Origin of the sequence: Mucilaginibacter kameinonensis, assembly GCF_003675385.1 — a bacterium.
Taxonomy (GTDB): Bacteria; Bacteroidota; Bacteroidia; order Sphingobacteriales; family Sphingobacteriaceae; genus Mucilaginibacter; species Mucilaginibacter kameinonensis.
Map to the genome: position 1 here is coordinate 545,356 of NZ_RCWZ01000003.1, position 17,310 is coordinate 562,665.

Here is a 17,310-nt window from a genome sequence, read left to right on the forward strand (position 1 = left end):
ATTAATTATACTTCCATTGGGATGATAGGACGGACTTCAACGCTACCGCCCACTGATAATATCGGACAGCCCTTTGATAATTCGGTTGCCTCTTCCAGCGACGATGCTTTGATAATGCTATAGCCGCCAATAGCTTCTTTAACTTCAACATAAGGCCCGTCAGTTACCACATTATCGGGTTTTATTACACTCCCGTTAGTATCCAGCCTGTTACCAACAGCAACAAGCTTGTTTTGCGCGGCAATGCCGCCAATCCATTCGCGCCAGTAATTCATCATGGTTTGCATTTGCTCTGGCGACCGTTGCACCGCGGTGGCTTCTGCATCTCTTCTGAAGATCAATAAGAACTCGTTCATGTTTTCTTGAATTTAATGGTTAAAAACCAAAAGACGATCAGGTTTTGCCGAATTGGACAAGCGTTTGATTTTTTTTCAAATTAGTCAGAAAAACTTAATCTGCATAACTAATTTACCGGCTTACTGGCCATAACCTTACATAGCGCTTATAAATTGAGGTTGATATGCTTTTGTTATTTCACGTACTTTGATCATATAACAATACTACCAAACCATGAAATACAGAAAATTAGGAAACACCGGGGTCGAGCTTTCGGCCATTGGTCTGGGCTGCATGGGTATGAACCATGCCTACGGTCAACCGGACGATGACGAATCGATAGCTACCCTCGAAAAATCGATAGAAATAGGCATTAACTTTTGGGATACTGCCGATGTTTACGCCAACGGCCGCAACGAAGAGCTGGTATCAAAAGTATTAGTACCTAACCGTGATAAGATCTTCATTGCCACTAAATTTGGTTTCAGGGCCGGTGCCGATGGTAGGCTTACTGAGTTTGATGGCTCGCCTGCATATATCAAAACCGCTGTTGAAAAAAGCCTTAAACGCTTAAAAACGGATGTGATTGACTTGTACTACGCCCACCGCATAGACCCAAATGTACCGGTTGAAGATATGGTTGGCGCCATGGCCGATCTGGTAAATGAAGGTAAAGTAAAATACCTGGGCTTATCTGAGGCTTCGGCAAATTCTATTCGTCGCGCTCACGCGGTGCATCCCATCAGCGCCCTTCAAAGCGAATATTCATTGTTAACCCGCGACGTAGAAGCAGAGATTTTACCTGTTTGCAAGGAGTTAGGCATTTCATTTGTTCCTTTTAGTCCGCTGGTGCGCGGTTTAGTTACCAATGCCTTGGATGTAACCAAACTGGCCGATAACGATTTCAGAAAAAGCCTGCCACGTTATCAAAGCGAAAACGCCGAAAATAATATGGGACTGGCTCACGAGTTTGCACAGCTTGCGGCTCAAAAGCAATGTACACCCGCCCAATTGGCGCTGGCGTGGGTACTGGCGCAGGGCGACAACATTATCCCTATTCCTGGAACAAAGAGAAGAAAATACCTGTTGGATAACGCAGGCTCAGTTGATGTAAAATTAACTCCTGCCGACTTACAAGATATCGAAGCTGTTTTAGCCAAATATCCTGATACCGGCGACAGGTACAATGAGGCAAACTATAAATTCGTAGATAAAAATTAACAACATTATTCGGGCAAAGGCGTTGGCGTATAAAATTGGTACACAACGCCTTTACCTCAAAATCCAACAATCAAAACATGGCTTACAACCAACAAATGGCCGATCGTATCCGTGAAGCATTAATGGATCTGCCCGTAGTGGAAGAGAAGAAAATGTTCCAGGGCGTATGCTTTATGGTTGATGATAAGCTTTGCGTTTGCGTAGGCAATAATTACATCCTGTGCCGTATAGGTGAACAGCAAGCATCAATTGAACTTGAGAAAGGCAATTGCAACCAAATGGTGAGTGGCGACAGAGTGATGAAGGGTTATGTATACGTTGAAGATTTCAACCTGCAAACCAGTAAAGATTTAAACTACTGGGTCAATTTGTGCCTTGAGTTTAATCCGCTTGCTGAAGCATCAAAAAAGAGGAAAAGCAAGAAGTAATTAAAGCGTCCGTCATTGCGAGGTACGAAGCAATCCCAAACTATGTAGGTGGACTCGCTAATCGGGGATTGCTTCGTACCTCGCAATGACGTCTTCTATCCTTTAAAATGTTTGTTACTTTTTCACCATTTTATAATGCTTGATCCCGGCTTCTTCAAATTCCGGGCCTGATGCTTCAAAACCCAGTTTAGCATAAAAAGGCACGGCAGGCGTTTGCGAGTTAAGATAAATATAGTCAGCATCGGCAGGCAAATCGGCCAATACGATTTTTACCATCTCCGCTCCCAAGCCAAACCCTCTGAATGCTTTCAATACCGCGAAACGTTCCAATTTATAGCCATTTTCGGTTTTGCGCCAGCGGCATGCTCCCGCGGGTTCACCATCAACCGTAGCTAAAAAATGATGCGACACATCTTCGTTTTCATACTCCAACTCGGGCGGGCAATTTTGCTCAACAACAAATACTTCACGCCTGATGGCATGTACGATATCAAGTTCGGCTTGTTCCGTTACTTTTTTTACTGTGATTTTTGCGGGCATTGATGTAATGCGGTTTTGTTTTATAGTTATTAAGCTTAGTGGTATGGTTTTCCCTTGCTGCATCGATAGAGTGCGTACAGGTGATATCATCCTCCTCCTCGGCCAAATCGGCCAGTTCTACATAAAACTTATGCAGCTGATCAAGCTCTTTCTCTGTAATATCCTCTATATCAACCATACGGTTGCTGGCACCCTGGTGTGATGCAAGCAACTCATTTAGCTTCAAATGTATAGCTTTTGAATCTTTGTTTTGCGATTTCTGGATCAAAAAAACCATCAGGAAGGTTACAATGGTAGTCCCGGTGTTGATAACCAGTTGCCAGGTATCTGAATAATGAAATAAAGGTCCGGTTATCCCCCAAACAATAATAACTCCAAATGCAATAATAAATGCTCCCGAGCTTCCGGTTGCTATAGTTGCCCAGTTGGCAAAGCGCTCAAATAAATTCTTTTTCTTTTTTTTGTTTGTAACCATGGTAGCAGATTTTATTGTTTTTGGGGAATGCCTGCTGCCATTAAACAACAAAGCGCCTGTACAACAAATGTACAGGCGCTTTTGTTAGTTTTTGATGAATATTATAATTTGCTGTATACGTCGATACAGTTAAGATCTTCGAAAGCAACAGAAAGCCTTTTAACAAAGTTTTCTTCGCCTTTGCGTAACCAAACGCGTGGATCGTAGTATTTTTTGTTTGGAGAATCCTCGCCATCAGGGCTACCGATCTGGCTTTGCAGGTATACTTCTTTTGATTTGTAGTAATCTTTAATACCTTCCCAGTAAGCCCATTGCATATCGGTATCAATGTTCATTTTGATAGCGCCGTATGAAATAGCTTCGCGGATTTCTTCCTGGCTTGAACCAGAACCACCGTGGAATACAAAGTTGATTGGTTTTTCGGCAGTTAAACCAAATTTTTGTTTAACATACTCTTGTGAGTTATGCAAAATAACCGGTTGTAACTTAACGTTACCTGGTTTGTAAACACCATGTACGTTACCAAAAGCAGCAGCCACGGTAAAACGAGGGCTTACTTTTGAAAGGTGCTCATATGAATAAGAAACCTCTTCTGGCTGAGTATATAAACGTGAGCTGTCAACGTCAGAGTTGTCAACACCATCTTCTTCACCACCGGTAACACCTAATTCAATTTCAAGTGTCATACCCATTTTAGCCATACGCTCAAGGTATTTAGCCGAAATTTCGATGTTCTCTTCAATAGGCTCTTCCGAAAGGTCAAGCATGTGTGATGAGAATAAAGGTTTGCCTGTTTCTGCAAAAAATTTCTCGCCATGATCTAACAAGCCGTCAATCCAGGGTAATAATTTTTTAGCAGCATGATCGGTATGCAGGATTACTGCTACACCATAATGCTCTGCTAAAAGGTGAACGTGCTTTGCAGCAGATACACCACCTAAAATACAAGCCTGAAGTTTTGAATTATCCAATGATTTGCCGGCGTAAAACTGTGCACCGCCATTTGACAGCTGAATAATAACCGGGGAGTTAACAGCTTTAGCTGTTTCCATAACCGCATTGATAGTATTAGTACCAATAACGTTTACCGCCGGTAAAGCAAACTGATGCTTTTTTGCTGCTTCAAATAGTTCCTGCACCTGATCGCCGTGCAGAACACCTCTATAATTTTTTAAATCCATTAGCGTTTATTTGGGGCTCGAAGTTATAAAATTTATTGAAATGAGTTAAGTTTTGTTAAAAGTATATTAAAACGATAGTAAAAATAGGCTTAATTTGAAAATATGATATAAATCATTAATAATCCAATCCTTTTATTACAAAAATAGCATTAAATAAGTATTTTAGATTCGAGCAAACAATTTGCTCCGGTATAACTTTTTATATACCGACACTACATGTTTAATATTTTTTGTTTCTTTGTACCCAATTGAAAGAGTTAGACACAGATATGGCATGGTTTAAACGAGAGTTGAAAGGGATAATTACGACTACTGAGGAAAAGAAAGAAGCCCCCGATGGCATCTGGAATAAATGCCCTAATTGTAAGAAACCTTTACACTATTCAGAACAGGTAGAAAATCAATATGTGTGCCATTACTGTGGCTTCCACCTGCGCATAGGTTCAAAAGAATATTTTTCGGTACTATTTGATAATAACGAGTTTACAGAACTTTTTCCTAACCTTACTTCAGGTGATCCGCTGCATTTTGAGGATACCAAAAAGTATACCGACAGGCTTAAAGAAACTCAAAAGAAAACAGGTTTAAACGACGCTATCAGGGCTGCTGCCGGCAAAATTGACGGCCAGGACATTGTTATAGCGTGTATGGACTTTAATTTCATTGGTGGTTCAATGGGATCTGTTGTTGGTGAAAAAATAGCACGTTCTATCGATTATAGTATCGAGCATAAGGTTCCGTTCCTGATGATCTCAAAATCAGGTGGTGCCCGAATGATGGAAGCCGCGTTTTCATTAATGCAGATGGCTAAAACATCAGCAAAACTGGCTTTGCTTGCACAGGCAAAAATCCCTTACATATCTTTGCTTACCGACCCTACTACAGGTGGCGTAACAGCTTCATACGCTATGTTAGGCGATATTAACATTGCCGAACCAGGCGCGCTGATTGGTTTTGCCGGTCCGAGGGTAATCAAAGAAACAATCAAAAAAGATCTTCCTAAAGGTTTCCAGACTGCAGAGTTTGTTCAGGAGCACGGTTTCCTTGATTTCATTGTAGACAGAAGGGAAATGAAAGAGAAGTTAGCGTCATTTATCAAGATGATGGCTAATTAAGAGATATGCATCTCCTTGATGCGGTAAGGGATAAACTTAAATGTTTATCCCTTATTTTTTTGCACTTACTTCAATAATCGTCATTGCGAGGTACGAAGCAATCGCAAACTGTGCAGTGGCTCTTGTACAGCCGCGCTGTAAAGTTGGGGATTGCTTCGTACCTCGCAATGACGTGGAGAGTTACGCTTCAAAAATCTGTTTGGCTGAGTCCCCTGCCATTTTGACAATACAATAACAATTGGAACACACATTGATGTGCAATAACGACAAACATTAAATCAATCCTATTAAAATATAGTTATGCAAGAAAAAGGCAGCATTTCGATCCACACCGAGAACATTTTCCCGATTATCAAAAAGTTCTTATATTCTGATAATGAGATATTTTTGCGCGAGCTGGTATCAAACGCGGTAGATGCTACCCAAAAAATTAAACGCCTGGCTTCATTAGGCCAGTACAACGGCGAACTTGGCAACCTTCGCGTTGAAGTTGCTTTTGATGCCGACAAAAAGACCATCACCATTAGCGATAATGGTATCGGTATGACCGCCGAAGAGATCAAAAAGTATATTAACCAGATCGCTTTTTCAGGTGCTACCGAATTCATGGAGAAATTCAAGGAAGCTAAAGATGCCAACGAGATCATCGGTCGCTTTGGTTTAGGTTTTTACTCGGCTTTCATGGTAGCTGATAAAGTAGAGATCCAAACCCTATCCTACCAGGAAGGTGCAGAGCCTGCTTTCTGGGTATGCGATGGTAGTACCGAATTTGAAATTGGCGAAGGTATTTTAGAAGAGCGCGGTACCGAGATCACTTTGTTTATTAATGATGAATCGGCAGAGTTTTTAAGCCAGTACAAACTGCAGGAGATCCTTGATAAATATTGCAAGTTTTTACCTGTACCTATTAAATTCGGCACTAAAACTGAGTCTGTTGAAGACGGTGTTGACGAAGAAGGCAAACCAAAATATACTTCAGTTGAAGTTGATAACATCATCAACACTACCAACCCTATCTGGACAAAAGCACCATCTGAATTAAAAGACGAAGACTATCTTGACTTTTATAAGCAGCTTTATCCATTTAGCGAAGATCCTTTATTCTGGATCCACCTTAATGTTGATTATCCTTTCAACCTTACCGGTGTGTTATATTTCCCTAAGCTGAAAAATGATTTCGAATTCCAGAAAAACAAGATCAAATTATTCAGCCGCCAGGTATTCATTACCGATGAGGTAAAAGACATTGTTCCTGAGTTTTTAATGCTACTACACGGTGTTATTGATTCACCGGACATTCCGCTTAACGTATCAAGAAGCTTTTTACAGGCTGATAGCAACGTTAAAAAGATCAACAGCTATATCACTAAAAAAGTAGCTGATAAATTGTCAGACTTGTTCAAAGCTGATCGTAAAGCTTACGAAGAAAAATGGACTGATATCGGCCTGTTTGTTAAATACGGCATGGTGAGTGAAGACAAGTTTTATGAAAAAGCCAAAGACTTTGTTTTAGTTACCAACACCGATAAACAAAACTTTACCCTGCCTGAGTACAAAGACAAAGTTGAAGCCAATCAAACCGACAAGGACGGTCAGCTGGTTTACATTTATACTAACGATCCGGCAAAACAGGATTCATTTATCCAATCGGCCAATAAAAAGGGCTATGATGTATTGGTGATGAACTCGCCTATCGACAACCACTTCATTAGCCAGTTAGAGCAGAAGTTAGAAAAAACATCGTTAAAACGTGTTGATGCTGACGTAGCCGACAAGCTGATCAAAAAAGATGATGCGCTTGAAACCGTGCTTACCGAAGAGCAAAGTACCCAGGTGAAGAGTATTTTTGATAAAGCTATTAACAGACCTGCTTACAATGTACAAATTGAAAGCCTTAACCCTGATGAGTTACCAGTTACCGTAACCATGGACGAGTTTATGCGCCGTATGAAAGATATGGCTGCTATGGGCGGAGGCATGAGTTTCTACGGTAACATGCCTGATAACTACAAAGTTATTGTAAACGGCAATCACAAACTTGTAAGCCGCATTTTACAGGAAGAAGACGAAGCCGTTCAAGCCCAGCTTTCAAAACAAGCATTTGACTTAGCGCTATTATCGCAAGGTTTATTGACCGGCGCCGATTTAACTGAATTTGTTAAACGTAGCGTGAGTTTGATATAATTTTAAAAATCCCCTCTTGAGAGGGGGCGCGGAAGACCGAGCGATAGCAGGGGTGTGTTTCGTCGGCTTAAAGAGCAACACACCCCTACACCCCTCTCAAGAGGGGAATCGCACAAGCCAACCCTTTTATATTTTTCTTTCAAAAGCCACCCAAGACGGGTGGCTTTTTTGTTTAAAAGATTGTTTAAATTTGAGTGTACTTAAACCTAAATAACACTTTATCGTCTAACTACTTAAACATTTATATCATGAAAATATTAAACAAAATAGCCCTTTTGGCTGCATTCATATTTATTGGGGTTAACGTAACCCAGGCTCAAACCAAGGCCGAGAAAAAAGCAGCCAAACAAGCTGAGATCAAAAAGATGATAGAAGATCAAAATTTTGTATTCAAAGCAAATTATGCTTTGCCAATGCGGGGTGGAACCAGGCCGCTTACCTCTGATTACGATATCACGATAAGTAAAGATACCATTGTATCATTCTTGCCCTATTTTGGCAGGGCTTATGTAGCCCCACCTCCGGGAACAACAGATGGCGGTATTAAAGTAAACACTACAAAGTTTACATACTCGTCGACCCCAAAAGGTAAAGGCTGGAATATCACTATTAAACCCAAAGAAAAGAACATAGCCGACTGGCGCGATGTACAAACATTTAACCTGAGCATTTCGCAGGATGGCTATGGCTCATTACAAGTGATCAGCAGTAACCGCGACCCAATATCATTTAACGGTTACGTTGAAGCGAGGAGAAATAAATCTTAAGTACTAAGTTTATGAACAAATCGTCATTATAAATGAAAGCGTCATTGCGAGGCACGAAGCAATCCCTAACTATACAGAGCCGACTTGAAAAGTTCCTCTGCTTTTTTGGGGATTGCTTCGTGCCTCGCAATGACGCCTCTTTTCTACCCGTTGCTATTTCTTAGAGAACTTAAGACTCTATCAATCCCGCATTATCTTTCAACTCCACCCCAGATAGCTTTCGTTTAAACGCTTCATTAATTAAATAGAAGATCTTTTTTGCGGCTTTTTTATAAGTCAATCCTTTATGTCGGATGTTGGAAACGCAGTTACGAGATTCGTCGGTTAAACCGGGTTTGGGATTGTAGGTAAGATATGCCCCAAGGCTATCGGCGGCACTCAGGCCGGGGCGTTCACCTATCAATATCAACGAAAGTTTGGCGTTAAGACCGTAACCGATATCATCGCCAATAGCCACCCTACCCTGCTCAACCAGGCTAATAGGAGCAAGTTTTAACCCGTTTGCAAGCAATAGTGGAATCAGCGCGTCCAGCAAACCCACGGCGTTCTTTTTTACCGCTGTGGCCGAAAGTCCATCAACAACAATGATAGCCACGTCACTTTCAACGTTGTAACCATTCAACTCATTTAATGAAACCTCATTAAGCCTGCGCCCAAGATCTGGCCGTTGCAGATATTGCCGCCGGTCGGTTACCTTACTTTGCAGATGCAAAACAGGCAGCCCGAAATGTTTAAGGGTATCGGTTAGCTTACCTAAATCCAACTCAGAATATACGGCGTCCCGCGCATGGGCATGAGCCAGCTTAAACTCAAGCGATTGCTTTAATGGGATACTTGTTCCCACGCGGCCAATAGCAATCCTTGCCGAAGTAAACTCCTGCAAAGCTTTCAATGGCTCAATTTCCTGTGGGATGTTTCGTTTCATTTATGTTAATGTTCTTATCTCCTGTCATCATGCCGAACTTGTTTCGGCACCCCATATACCATGTCTACCGCTGCATGACGCTGACTTTTCTTGTGGGTTCCTGAAACAAGTTCAGGATGACACCGTATTTTTTTAAGCCGGTTCGAAAAACCTTTTACCTTTCGCCTTTATCCTTTTACCTTTAATCAAAATCCTCCCAACAAGCCATGCTCGCTCACAGGTAGCATATTCCCCCTGTCATCAATAATTCCCTGTTTTATCAACCATTGATCAAACTCGGGTGCAGGTTTCAGCCCCAGCACTTTGCGCAGGTATAAAGCATCATGAAATGAAGTGGACTGGTAATTAAGCATAATATCATCCGAACCAGGAATACCCATAACAAAGTTGCAGCCCGCTACACCTAAAAGGGTAAGCAGGTTATCCATATCATCCTGATCGGCTTCGGCATGGTTGGTATAGCATACGTCGACTCCCATGGGCAAACCTAAAAGCTTTCCGCAAAAATGATCTTCAAGTGCAGCACGGATAATCTGTTTGCCATCATATAAATACTCCGGACCAATAAAACCTACCACCGTATTCACCAGTAAAGGTTTAAACTTACGGGCAACGGCATAAGCCCGCACTTCGCAAGTTTGCTGATCAACACCAAAATTGGCATTGGCAGATAAAGCGCTACCCTGCCCCGTTTCAAAATACATCACGTTGTTACCTACCGTGCCCCGTTTTAAAGATAATGTTGCCTGGTATGCCTCCTCAATCAAACTTAAATTAACTCCAAAGCTGGCGTTAGCTTTTTCGGTACCAGCTATAGACTGAAAACAGAGATCAACCGGCGCACCTTCGTTAACCAGCTGCAATGTTGTGGTAATATGGCTCAGCACACAGGTTTGTGTCGGAATCTCAAACCTGTGCCGTAACTCGTCCATTAATGAAAGCAGGCTACTTACAGCAGCCGGGCTATCTGTTGCCGGGTTAATGCCAATAACTGCATCACCGCTGCCAAATAACAAACCATCAATAATACTGGCTGCCACTCCCCGTGGATCATCCGTTGGGTGGTTGGGTTGTAAACGGGTACTGAAATGCCCTTTTAAGCCTATGGTATTACGGAAACGGGTAACTACCTGGCACTTATTGGCCATGGCAATCAGATCCTGGTTGCGCATCAGTTTGGATACTGCAGCCACCATCTCGGGTGTTAAGCCAGGAGCTATCGTTGTTAAAGTGGCACAATCCGTTTCATCACTTAATAACCAATCGCGTAGTTCGCCAACGGTTAAATGGCTGATATGACTAAAGGCCACTTCGTCATGTTCATCAATAATAAGCCGGGTAATTTCGTCATCCTCGTATGGGATCACTACCTCGTTTAAAAAGTTTTTGAGCGGTACATCTGCCAGGGTAATTTGAGCTGCCACCCGTTCTTCATACCCACCGGAGCAAAGCCCGGCCAACTCATCGCCCGAGCGATAAGGCGACGCTTTCCCCAACAATGCTTTAAGATCAGGGAACTTATAAACCCGGTGATGTATATTGTGGCGGTACATTCTCTTGTATCATTATGTCATTTGGTCATTAAGTCATTTTATATAACGACTATTCACATTATATAATTAGTCGTCGGTCATTATTCACAAAGCGGATAAGCAAATGACCTAATGACTCAATGATTAATGACTTCTTCTATTGGTGCGCTCATCATATCTTCGGTTAGGGCAACTCTATGTTTGCCCATCGCTACAAAAATTAACAGTACAATTACCAGTCCTCCTCCAAAAATGAGGCTCATATCCGGGTTAAAGTATATGGTTGCTATCAAACAAACCACACAAATCACTAAAGCAATTGCCGGGAAAACCGGGTATGCCGGGGCCAAAAATGGCCGGCTTAAACGGGGCTCCTTTTTGCGCAGTATAAACAGGCTCAGCATGCTCATAATGTACATCACTACCGCGCCAAGTACCGATAGCATGATAATCTGATCTGTTTTAAATTTATAAATGAAGATAGAACTTACCACTCCGCTCACCACCAGCGCCCAATGCGGGGTTTGGAACCTGTGGTTAATATCTGACAGCATACGCGGCAAATAACCGCTGCGTGCCATCGCGAAAACCTGCCTTGACGACGCAAGGATGATCCCGTGCAGCGAAGCTATCAGGCCAAACAAACCTATGCTGGCAAATATTTTGGTTAAGCCGTTACCCTTTCCCAATACTATGCCGATGGCTTCGGGTAGCGGATAATCTAAATGACTTAGTTTGCGCCAATCGGTAAGTCCGCCGGTAATAATCATTACACCTAAGGCCAATACTACAAGGGTTATTATAGCCGAAATATATCCTCGAGGAATGTTCCTTTTAGGATTTTCAACTTCTTCGGCAACCATGGCAACACCCTCAATGGCCAAATAAAACCAAACAGCAAAAGGTAATGCGGCAAATACCCCCGCCCATCCAAATGGCATAGGATTAGTAAGGTAATTATCCATTTTAAAATGAGGCGAAACAATGCCCAGGTAAAGAGCCAGCTCCACTACGGCAAGTATGGTGATGAATACGGAAAACGTGGCAGACTCTTTAACCCCCAGCATGTTTAAAAGAATAAAAAACACGTTAAACCCCATGGCCGCTTCCGTTATGGGAATGGCCGGGTATAAAAAATGAAGATAACTGCCTAAAGAAACCGCTACGGCAGGCGTGGCTACCAGGAAATCGACAAGGGTAGCGTAACCGGCAATCAAGCCACCAAATGGCCCCATTGCCCGGTAGGCATATGCAAAAGCACCGCCGGCATGAGGGATGGAGGCGGTGAGTTCGGTATAACTAAAAATAAATGTGATATACATTAATGTGATAACCAGCGTGGCTATCAACAGGCCTATTGTACCCGATACAGCCCATCCTAAATTCCATCCAAAATACTCGCCCGAAATAACCAAACCTACGGCAATGGCCCATAAATGGATCGGTTTTAAAACCCTTTTTAAATGTTCTGTAGAAGTTTCCGCCATACACCGCCGCTATAAACAATAATTTATCGCCTTAAATTACTCATATGGCAGGTTAAATCAAAATTACGGAACGTTATGGAATTGTTAAGCGGTTCTTTTTCATAAAACACAGTAATTTATAACAATATCCCATCATAAATAATTCAAAAATTAGAAACAGCACAAAAACACAAATCACAAACACCCTCACATAATAAAAACAGCCGATAAATCTCATTTACCGGCTGCCGTTCTAATATAAAAACAATCAATAGTTAGCTACAATCCATTTACACCATCAGCTTATCCTTCAAATAGCCCATACTGGCAGTAATACTGGCAAAAGCATCTTTTGGCATATCATGTTCCACGAAAAAGTGTTTCATCCCTGCTGATTTTGCCGCTGCGAAAATTGGTTTAAAATCAATAGTACCACCGCCTACAGGCTGGATATTTTGCCTGGCAGCATCCAGATCCTTCACATGCCAAAGCGGGAAACGGCCCGGATGTTGTTTAAACATCTCTACCGGATTTTTACCTGCCTTAACAGCCCAGGCCAAATCAAGCTCCATTTTTACATTGTTCGCGTCGGTTTCGCCCAAAAGTAAATCATACGGTACTTTACCATCAACCGCGTGAAATTCCATATCATGGTTATGATAGGCGAACTGGATGCCAGCTTTTTTAGCCGCTTCCCCGGTTTTGTTAAGTACTTCAATAGTTGATTTTATTTCGTCAAGTGTGGCGGTTGGCGAATTGGCGCAAACCAGGTATTTAACGCCACCTTCCGCAACTTCATCAACTACTTGCTGCATATTATCGCGCAGGTTCAACACAGGAGGCAGCACCATCGGCTTGCCATCGGCGCCAACAGGCATTTTTGCTCCCGGAGGCAGCTTAAACGGGGCGCCAAGTACGTGGTGCGAAACCCAATTCATCCCTAAGTCGTTCGCCGTAGCTTTAAACTCTTTAGGTTTCATGCCGTAATAGCCTCCCTTTTTACTAAAGGCCGATTCCAACTCCTTATAGCCTATAGCCGCAATTTTGTTTAGCGTGCCATTAACATCTTCATCAATAATGCCAAAAAAGGTAAATAACTGTAATCCTACAGGGTGGTGCTCCATGTTACTTAACAAACTTGCCGCTTTACCCGATAAAGCCATGCCACCAAGCACTAATGCGCCGGTGCCTTTAATAAAATTTCTTCTGCTGTAATTCATGCTTTGATAATGGTTAATAATTAACTGGTACAGTAAAGCTAATTAATTAAAAATGAGCAAAGAAATTTTATTGTGTCTTTTTTACACAATAATTTATTTTTAAGCTAAAAGCAGAATGCTGAAAGCTTAAGGTCGGTAATAAATAAATTCACGTCGTTATATGGCGTCCAAACTATAATAGCTAATTTTCGGTACATATGTTATGGTTAGTAAATTAGCAGTTAGCACCAGAGGTGCCAAAGGTTTGTAGCATTAAGATATGACAGTTTTTTAGTGTGCCGGAGGTACACAACACAGATAGATTGCTAAGAATATAACCTTTATTACAATTATATATACGGGCGTTGCCTCCGGCCCCGGCTATTCGCTGCAAGTCCTCGCTTTACCAGTGCACAAACCCAACGTACGCTGCGGGCTTTACGCTCCTATCCCTAACGCAGAAATGGGTTTAAATAACAGTTTTGCGTATCCTAAATCAAACGATCTCGGGCAGGCTGTTGTGTACCATTGATGATATAATGAAAGTAATAATAGCTATGATAAGCCCGAACATGAAAACATTATAGGCAGCCCGGAGCAAACGGTATTTACGGCCCAGCACCACGCCCTGTGTATGAATATCTTTAATCAGACTATCGTACAGGTATTCTTTATCATGGAGTACATTCTTCATACCGGCTGCAAAGTCATCAAGCTTCATCCGGTAAAAATTACCAAAAAACAGCAGATTGGCTTTTTTGTCATCAATATCTTTGGTACTGAATTTCCCCCTTGGTATAGATGGCCGGGTAGACAATATAGCGAGGATCATAGTAGCCAAACTAACTGTAAGCAGCAGATACGACGGCAGTACCAGGAAAGAGTTATCTTTCAATTTCCGCAGAACCAAACTAATAATAGCCGAAATAATGATAGAATTAACCGTGATCAGGATCTGGGCTTTATTGTCGGCCATATCACTCAGGCGTTGATCGGTACTGGCAGTAACCTTTAGCAGGGTTTCAATGCCTAAATCTATATCAGCTACCTCCGCAGCCTTTTGCGGTAATGTTTCCGGGGCGTCTGCCATCGCTTTCATTTTAAACCCATAAATTTAGGTTATTTCGTATCAATATCTTAAAGTCAAAATGACGTATACAAGAGCGATATCTTTACTCCAGGTACAAGCAATTAGCAATCAAACCTGTCCAGCCGGTTTGGTGGGCTGCACCTAAACCCAGACCAGTATCACCGTCAAAAAACTCGTAAAAAAGGATATGATCTTTAAAATGCGGATCATTCTGCAGCTTTTGATTTTTACCGTAAACCGGTCGCTCACCGTTTTCGTTTTTCATAAACAGTTTAGAAACGCGGGCATAGAGCTCATTGGCTACTTCCTTCAGGTTCATAAAATTACCGGATCCGGTTGGACATTCTATTTTAAACTCATCGCCATAAAACATGTAGAAACGGTGCAGACTATCGATAATGAGGTAGTTTATTGGCATCCAGATAGGGCCACGCCAATTACTGTTGCCTCCAAAAAGACCGCTGTCGCTCTCGCCTGGCACATAAGATATGCCAAACTCAACTCCATTTACCGAAACATGATAAGGATGTTTCTGGTGGTATTTGGACAACGAACGGATGCCATAATCGCTCAAAAATTCATTTTCATCAAGCATATACCTCAGCAGCGATTTCATCCTGTAACCACGCAACAAACTAATCAGGTGTTTACCATCGGTTCCTTTCTCGTTCCAGCGTGAAACCAGCGACGCTAGATCAGGCCGGTTCTCGGCAAACCATTTCATGCGGTCTTTAAATACCGGGCTTTCCATGATATCCTTTTCGTCCAATACTTCGGTAGCAAACAGCGGGATTAAACCAACTATGCTCCTAACCCGCATTTTTACCGAACCATCATCCGGAAAACGGATCTGATCGTAAAAAAAGCCGTCTTCATCATCCCACAACCCTTCGTTATTTTCACCCAGGTTTGACATCGCCCCAACAATATAAATGAAGTGCTCAAAAAACTTGGAAGCGATATCGGCATAAGCGTTATCGTTTTCGGTAAGCTCGGTAGCAATGCGCAGCAGGTTAAGCGAATACATGGCCATCCAGCTGGTGCCATCGGCTTGCTCGAGGTGCTGACCGGAAGGCAAATGCATATTACGATCAAAAACACCAATGTTATCCATCCCAAGGAAGCCGCCTTCAAATATATTATTACCTGATTGGTCCTTACGGTTAACCCACCAGGTAAAATTGAGCATCAGTTTATGAAAAACACGTTCCAGGAAATAGGTATCGCCTTTGCCGTTGTTATTTTCTTTATCCGTTTTATAAACATTCCATACAGCCATAGCATGTACGGGAGGGTTTACATCGCCAAAATCCCACTCATAAGCCGGCAACTGGCCGTTAGGGTGCATATACCAGTCGCGTGTGAGCAAAATCAGTTGATTTTTGGCAAAAGCCATATCAATGGTTGCCAGCGGCAGGCAATGAAAGGCAAGGTCCCAGGCGGCAAACCAAGGGTATTCCCATTTATCGGGCATCGAAACGATGTCCCTTGTATTAAGGTGGGTCCACTTGCTGTTACGGGCATTTAATCGTTGAGCAGGCGGGCGCGGCATTCCTTTATCGCCACTCAGCCAATGGCGCACATCGGTGTAAAAAAATTGCTTATTCCACAACATCCCAGAAAAAGCCTGCCGTTGGATCAGCCTACGATCAGGGTTCATGGTAGCACCGTGAACATCATTGTAAAATTGATCGGCTTCCGTTTTGCGTACTTCAAAAATCTCGTCAAAATCCTCGAAACTATAATTAGCATCTTCAGACAAACGGAGACGAAGGCTCACACTTTTCCCGGCCGGGATATTCAGATCATAGTTTACCGCTGCCTTGGTACCCATGTTTTTGGGATTTACCGTATCGGCACCGTGAACAATATAATCGTTTATGCCATCCTTATAATATCTACGGCCATCATCATAATTATAAAGCCTGCGCGAATTGGTTTCATTATCACAAAACAAAAGCCGGCCATCACCTTCGGTGTGTAACCACATCTGGCCAAGGTCTTTATGAAAAACACTGATCACTTTATCGGAAGATCCTACAAGATCTGGCTTGCGCGAATCATACCCCCATCCCCAGGTATTGCGAAACCACAAGGTAGGCATCACGTTCAGCGGTGCATCTTGATCACTCCGGTTATGAATGGTTATTTTAATGAGGATATCTTCCTGGGCGTTTTTGGCATATTCGGTAAAAACATCAAAGTATTCGTTATGGTCAAATATACCGGTGTCCATGATCTCAAACTCCGGGTCCTGACGGCCACGGCGTTTGTTTTCATCTACCAGCCAGCTGTACGGAAACTCATTTTGCGGGTATTTGTACAAGGTTTTCATGTACGAGTGCGTAGGCGTACTATCCAGATAATAGTACATTTCCTTTACATCCTCACCATGATTGCCTTCCGGGTTACTTAAACCGAAGTATCGTTCTTTAATGATCGGGTCTTTTTTATTCCAAAGCGCTATAGCGAAGCAAAGATATTGTTGCCTGTCGCAGATCCCAGCTATTCCCTCCTCACCCCAGCGGTAAGCCTTGCTACGGGCCATATCATGGGTGATATAGTTCCAGGCATCGCCATTGGCACTATAATCCTCGCGTACGGTTCCCCATTGGCGATCACTTACGTAGGGGCCCCATTTTTTCCAGCCTGTGTCCTTTAACCTTGATTGTTCTGCATTCATACGGGTAGTGTTAGGCACAACGCCTAATTTAAAGCATGTGTTTTGCAAAGTATGCTTAGTTGGGTAAAAATACAGTAACGCGCGATTTGTTTTACTGTATTATGAAGAATAAGAGGAATAAAGGCTTAGATAGTTACCACGGAAGCAGGACGCTTCCATGGTTTTAGG

General features: G+C 42.4%; 15 protein-coding genes. 5 read left to right on the top strand and 10 right to left on the bottom strand.

Annotated features, from left to right (window positions below):
- Positions 1 to 5 precede the first annotated feature (5 nt).
- Complete coding sequence (locus EAH55_RS15485; protein WP_112571727.1) at positions 6 to 356, bottom strand: YciI family protein; 351 nt, start codon at positions 354 to 356, stop codon at positions 6 to 8.
- Between the two features lie 214 nt (positions 357 to 570).
- On the opposite strand from EAH55_RS15485, the gene EAH55_RS15490 reads away from it, so the two are divergent.
- A complete protein-coding gene (locus EAH55_RS15490; RefSeq protein ID WP_121810460.1) occupies positions 571 to 1,557 on the top strand; it encodes an aldo/keto reductase in 987 nt (328 codons plus the stop codon).
- A gap of 77 nt (positions 1,558 to 1,634) precedes the next feature.
- Complete coding sequence (locus tag EAH55_RS15495) at positions 1,635 to 1,985, top strand: TfoX/Sxy family protein (RefSeq protein ID WP_121810461.1); 351 nt, start codon at positions 1,635 to 1,637, stop codon at positions 1,983 to 1,985.
- A gap of 114 nt (positions 1,986 to 2,099) precedes the next feature.
- Here EAH55_RS15495 and EAH55_RS15500 read toward each other — a convergent pair whose 3' ends face one another.
- The 3 genes from EAH55_RS15500 to fbaA all read right to left on the bottom strand — a co-directional run bounded on the left by EAH55_RS15500 (position 2,100) and on the right by fbaA (position 4,181).
- Positions 2,100 to 2,525, bottom strand: a complete 426-nt coding sequence (locus tag EAH55_RS15500) for a GNAT family N-acetyltransferase (RefSeq protein WP_121810462.1) — start codon at positions 2,523 to 2,525, stop codon at positions 2,100 to 2,102.
- Positions 2,476 to 3,000 (bottom strand): low affinity iron permease family protein, encoded by a 525-nt coding sequence (locus tag EAH55_RS15505; protein ID WP_121810912.1) that lies wholly within the window; start codon positions 2,998 to 3,000, stop codon positions 2,476 to 2,478. The genes EAH55_RS15500 and EAH55_RS15505 overlap by 50 nt, the downstream gene beginning before the upstream one ends.
- A gap of 101 nt (positions 3,001 to 3,101) precedes the next feature.
- Positions 3,102 to 4,181: a class II fructose-bisphosphate aldolase gene (gene fbaA / locus EAH55_RS15510; RefSeq protein WP_121810463.1), complete on the bottom strand. Its 1,080-nt coding sequence runs from the start codon at positions 4,179 to 4,181 to the stop codon at positions 3,102 to 3,104.
- A 269-nt stretch (positions 4,182 to 4,450) separates the two neighbouring features.
- Here fbaA and accD point away from each other — a divergent pair, with 269 nt between their 5' ends.
- The 3 genes from accD to EAH55_RS15525 all read left to right on the top strand — a co-directional run bounded on the left by accD (position 4,451) and on the right by EAH55_RS15525 (position 8,247).
- Positions 4,451 to 5,296 carry an acetyl-CoA carboxylase, carboxyltransferase subunit beta gene (accD, locus tag EAH55_RS15515; protein ID WP_112571738.1) on the top strand — a complete coding sequence of 282 codons (846 nt, stop codon included), beginning with the start codon at positions 4,451 to 4,453 and terminating at the stop codon, positions 5,294 to 5,296.
- Between the two features lie 300 nt (positions 5,297 to 5,596).
- Positions 5,597 to 7,480: a molecular chaperone HtpG gene (htpG, locus tag EAH55_RS15520; protein ID WP_121810464.1), complete on the top strand. Its 1,884-nt coding sequence runs from the start codon at positions 5,597 to 5,599 to the stop codon at positions 7,478 to 7,480.
- A gap of 248 nt (positions 7,481 to 7,728) precedes the next feature.
- A complete protein-coding gene (locus EAH55_RS15525; protein WP_121810465.1) occupies positions 7,729 to 8,247 on the top strand; it encodes a DUF4251 domain-containing protein in 519 nt (172 codons plus the stop codon).
- A gap of 169 nt (positions 8,248 to 8,416) precedes the next feature.
- Here EAH55_RS15525 and eutC read toward each other — a convergent pair whose 3' ends face one another.
- The 6 genes from eutC to EAH55_RS15555 all read right to left on the bottom strand — a co-directional run bounded on the left by eutC (position 8,417) and on the right by EAH55_RS15555 (position 17,142).
- On the bottom strand, positions 8,417 to 9,172 hold the full coding sequence (gene eutC, locus EAH55_RS15530) for an ethanolamine ammonia-lyase subunit EutC (RefSeq protein ID WP_121810466.1): 756 nt from the start codon (positions 9,170 to 9,172) through the stop codon (positions 8,417 to 8,419).
- Positions 9,173 to 9,357: 185 nt separating this feature from the next.
- The gene (locus tag EAH55_RS15535; RefSeq protein WP_121810467.1) at positions 9,358 to 10,725 is read right to left on the bottom strand and encodes an ethanolamine ammonia-lyase subunit EutB; all 1,368 of its coding nucleotides are present in this window, start codon (positions 10,723 to 10,725) and stop codon (positions 9,358 to 9,360) included.
- A 116-nt stretch (positions 10,726 to 10,841) separates the two neighbouring features.
- A complete protein-coding gene (eat, locus tag EAH55_RS15540) occupies positions 10,842 to 12,191 on the bottom strand; it encodes an ethanolamine permease (RefSeq protein ID WP_121810468.1) in 1,350 nt (449 codons plus the stop codon).
- Between the two features lie 269 nt (positions 12,192 to 12,460).
- Entirely contained in the window at positions 12,461 to 13,390 is a 930-nt protein-coding gene (locus EAH55_RS15545) for a sugar phosphate isomerase/epimerase family protein (protein ID WP_121810469.1), read from the bottom strand.
- Positions 13,391 to 13,865: 475 nt separating this feature from the next.
- Positions 13,866 to 14,468 (bottom strand): Pycsar system effector family protein, encoded by a 603-nt coding sequence (locus tag EAH55_RS15550; protein ID WP_121810470.1) that lies wholly within the window; start codon positions 14,466 to 14,468, stop codon positions 13,866 to 13,868.
- Positions 14,469 to 14,541: 73 nt separating this feature from the next.
- Positions 14,542 to 17,142, bottom strand: coding sequence for an MGH1-like glycoside hydrolase domain-containing protein (locus EAH55_RS15555; RefSeq protein ID WP_121810471.1), 2,601 nt, complete (start codon positions 17,140 to 17,142; stop codon positions 14,542 to 14,544).
- Positions 17,143 to 17,310 lie beyond the last annotated feature (168 nt).

What these genes read in the sequence shown, in the direction of transcription:
- EAH55_RS15485 (WP_112571727.1), bottom strand. Translation starts at nt 356, where the DNA reads ATGAACGAGTTCTTATTGATCTTCAGAAGAGATGCAGAAGCCACCGCG.
- EAH55_RS15490 (WP_121810460.1), top strand. Translation starts at nt 571, where the DNA reads ATGAAATACAGAAAATTAGGAAACACCGGGGTCGAGCTTTCGGCCATT.
- EAH55_RS15495 (WP_121810461.1), top strand. Translation starts at nt 1,635, where the DNA reads ATGGCTTACAACCAACAAATGGCCGATCGTATCCGTGAAGCATTAATG.
- EAH55_RS15500 (WP_121810462.1), bottom strand. Translation starts at nt 2,525, where the DNA reads ATGCCCGCAAAAATCACAGTAAAAAAAGTAACGGAACAAGCCGAACTT.
- EAH55_RS15505 (WP_121810912.1), bottom strand. Translation starts at nt 3,000, where the DNA reads ATGGTTACAAACAAAAAAAAGAAAAAGAATTTATTTGAGCGCTTTGCC.
- fbaA (WP_121810463.1), bottom strand. Translation starts at nt 4,181, where the DNA reads ATGGATTTAAAAAATTATAGAGGTGTTCTGCACGGCGATCAGGTGCAG.
- accD (WP_112571738.1), top strand. Translation starts at nt 4,451, where the DNA reads ATGGCATGGTTTAAACGAGAGTTGAAAGGGATAATTACGACTACTGAG.
- htpG (WP_121810464.1), top strand. Translation starts at nt 5,597, where the DNA reads ATGCAAGAAAAAGGCAGCATTTCGATCCACACCGAGAACATTTTCCCG.
- EAH55_RS15525 (WP_121810465.1), top strand. Translation starts at nt 7,729, where the DNA reads ATGAAAATATTAAACAAAATAGCCCTTTTGGCTGCATTCATATTTATT.
- eutC (WP_121810466.1), bottom strand. Translation starts at nt 9,172, where the DNA reads ATGAAACGAAACATCCCACAGGAAATTGAGCCATTGAAAGCTTTGCAG.
- EAH55_RS15535 (WP_121810467.1), bottom strand. Translation starts at nt 10,725, where the DNA reads ATGTACCGCCACAATATACATCACCGGGTTTATAAGTTCCCTGATCTT.
- eat (WP_121810468.1), bottom strand. Translation starts at nt 12,191, where the DNA reads ATGGCGGAAACTTCTACAGAACATTTAAAAAGGGTTTTAAAACCGATC.
- EAH55_RS15545 (WP_121810469.1), bottom strand. Translation starts at nt 13,390, where the DNA reads ATGAATTACAGCAGAAGAAATTTTATTAAAGGCACCGGCGCATTAGTG.
- EAH55_RS15550 (WP_121810470.1), bottom strand. Translation starts at nt 14,468, where the DNA reads ATGAAAGCGATGGCAGACGCCCCGGAAACATTACCGCAAAAGGCTGCG.
- EAH55_RS15555 (WP_121810471.1), bottom strand. Translation starts at nt 17,142, where the DNA reads ATGAATGCAGAACAATCAAGGTTAAAGGACACAGGCTGGAAAAAATGG.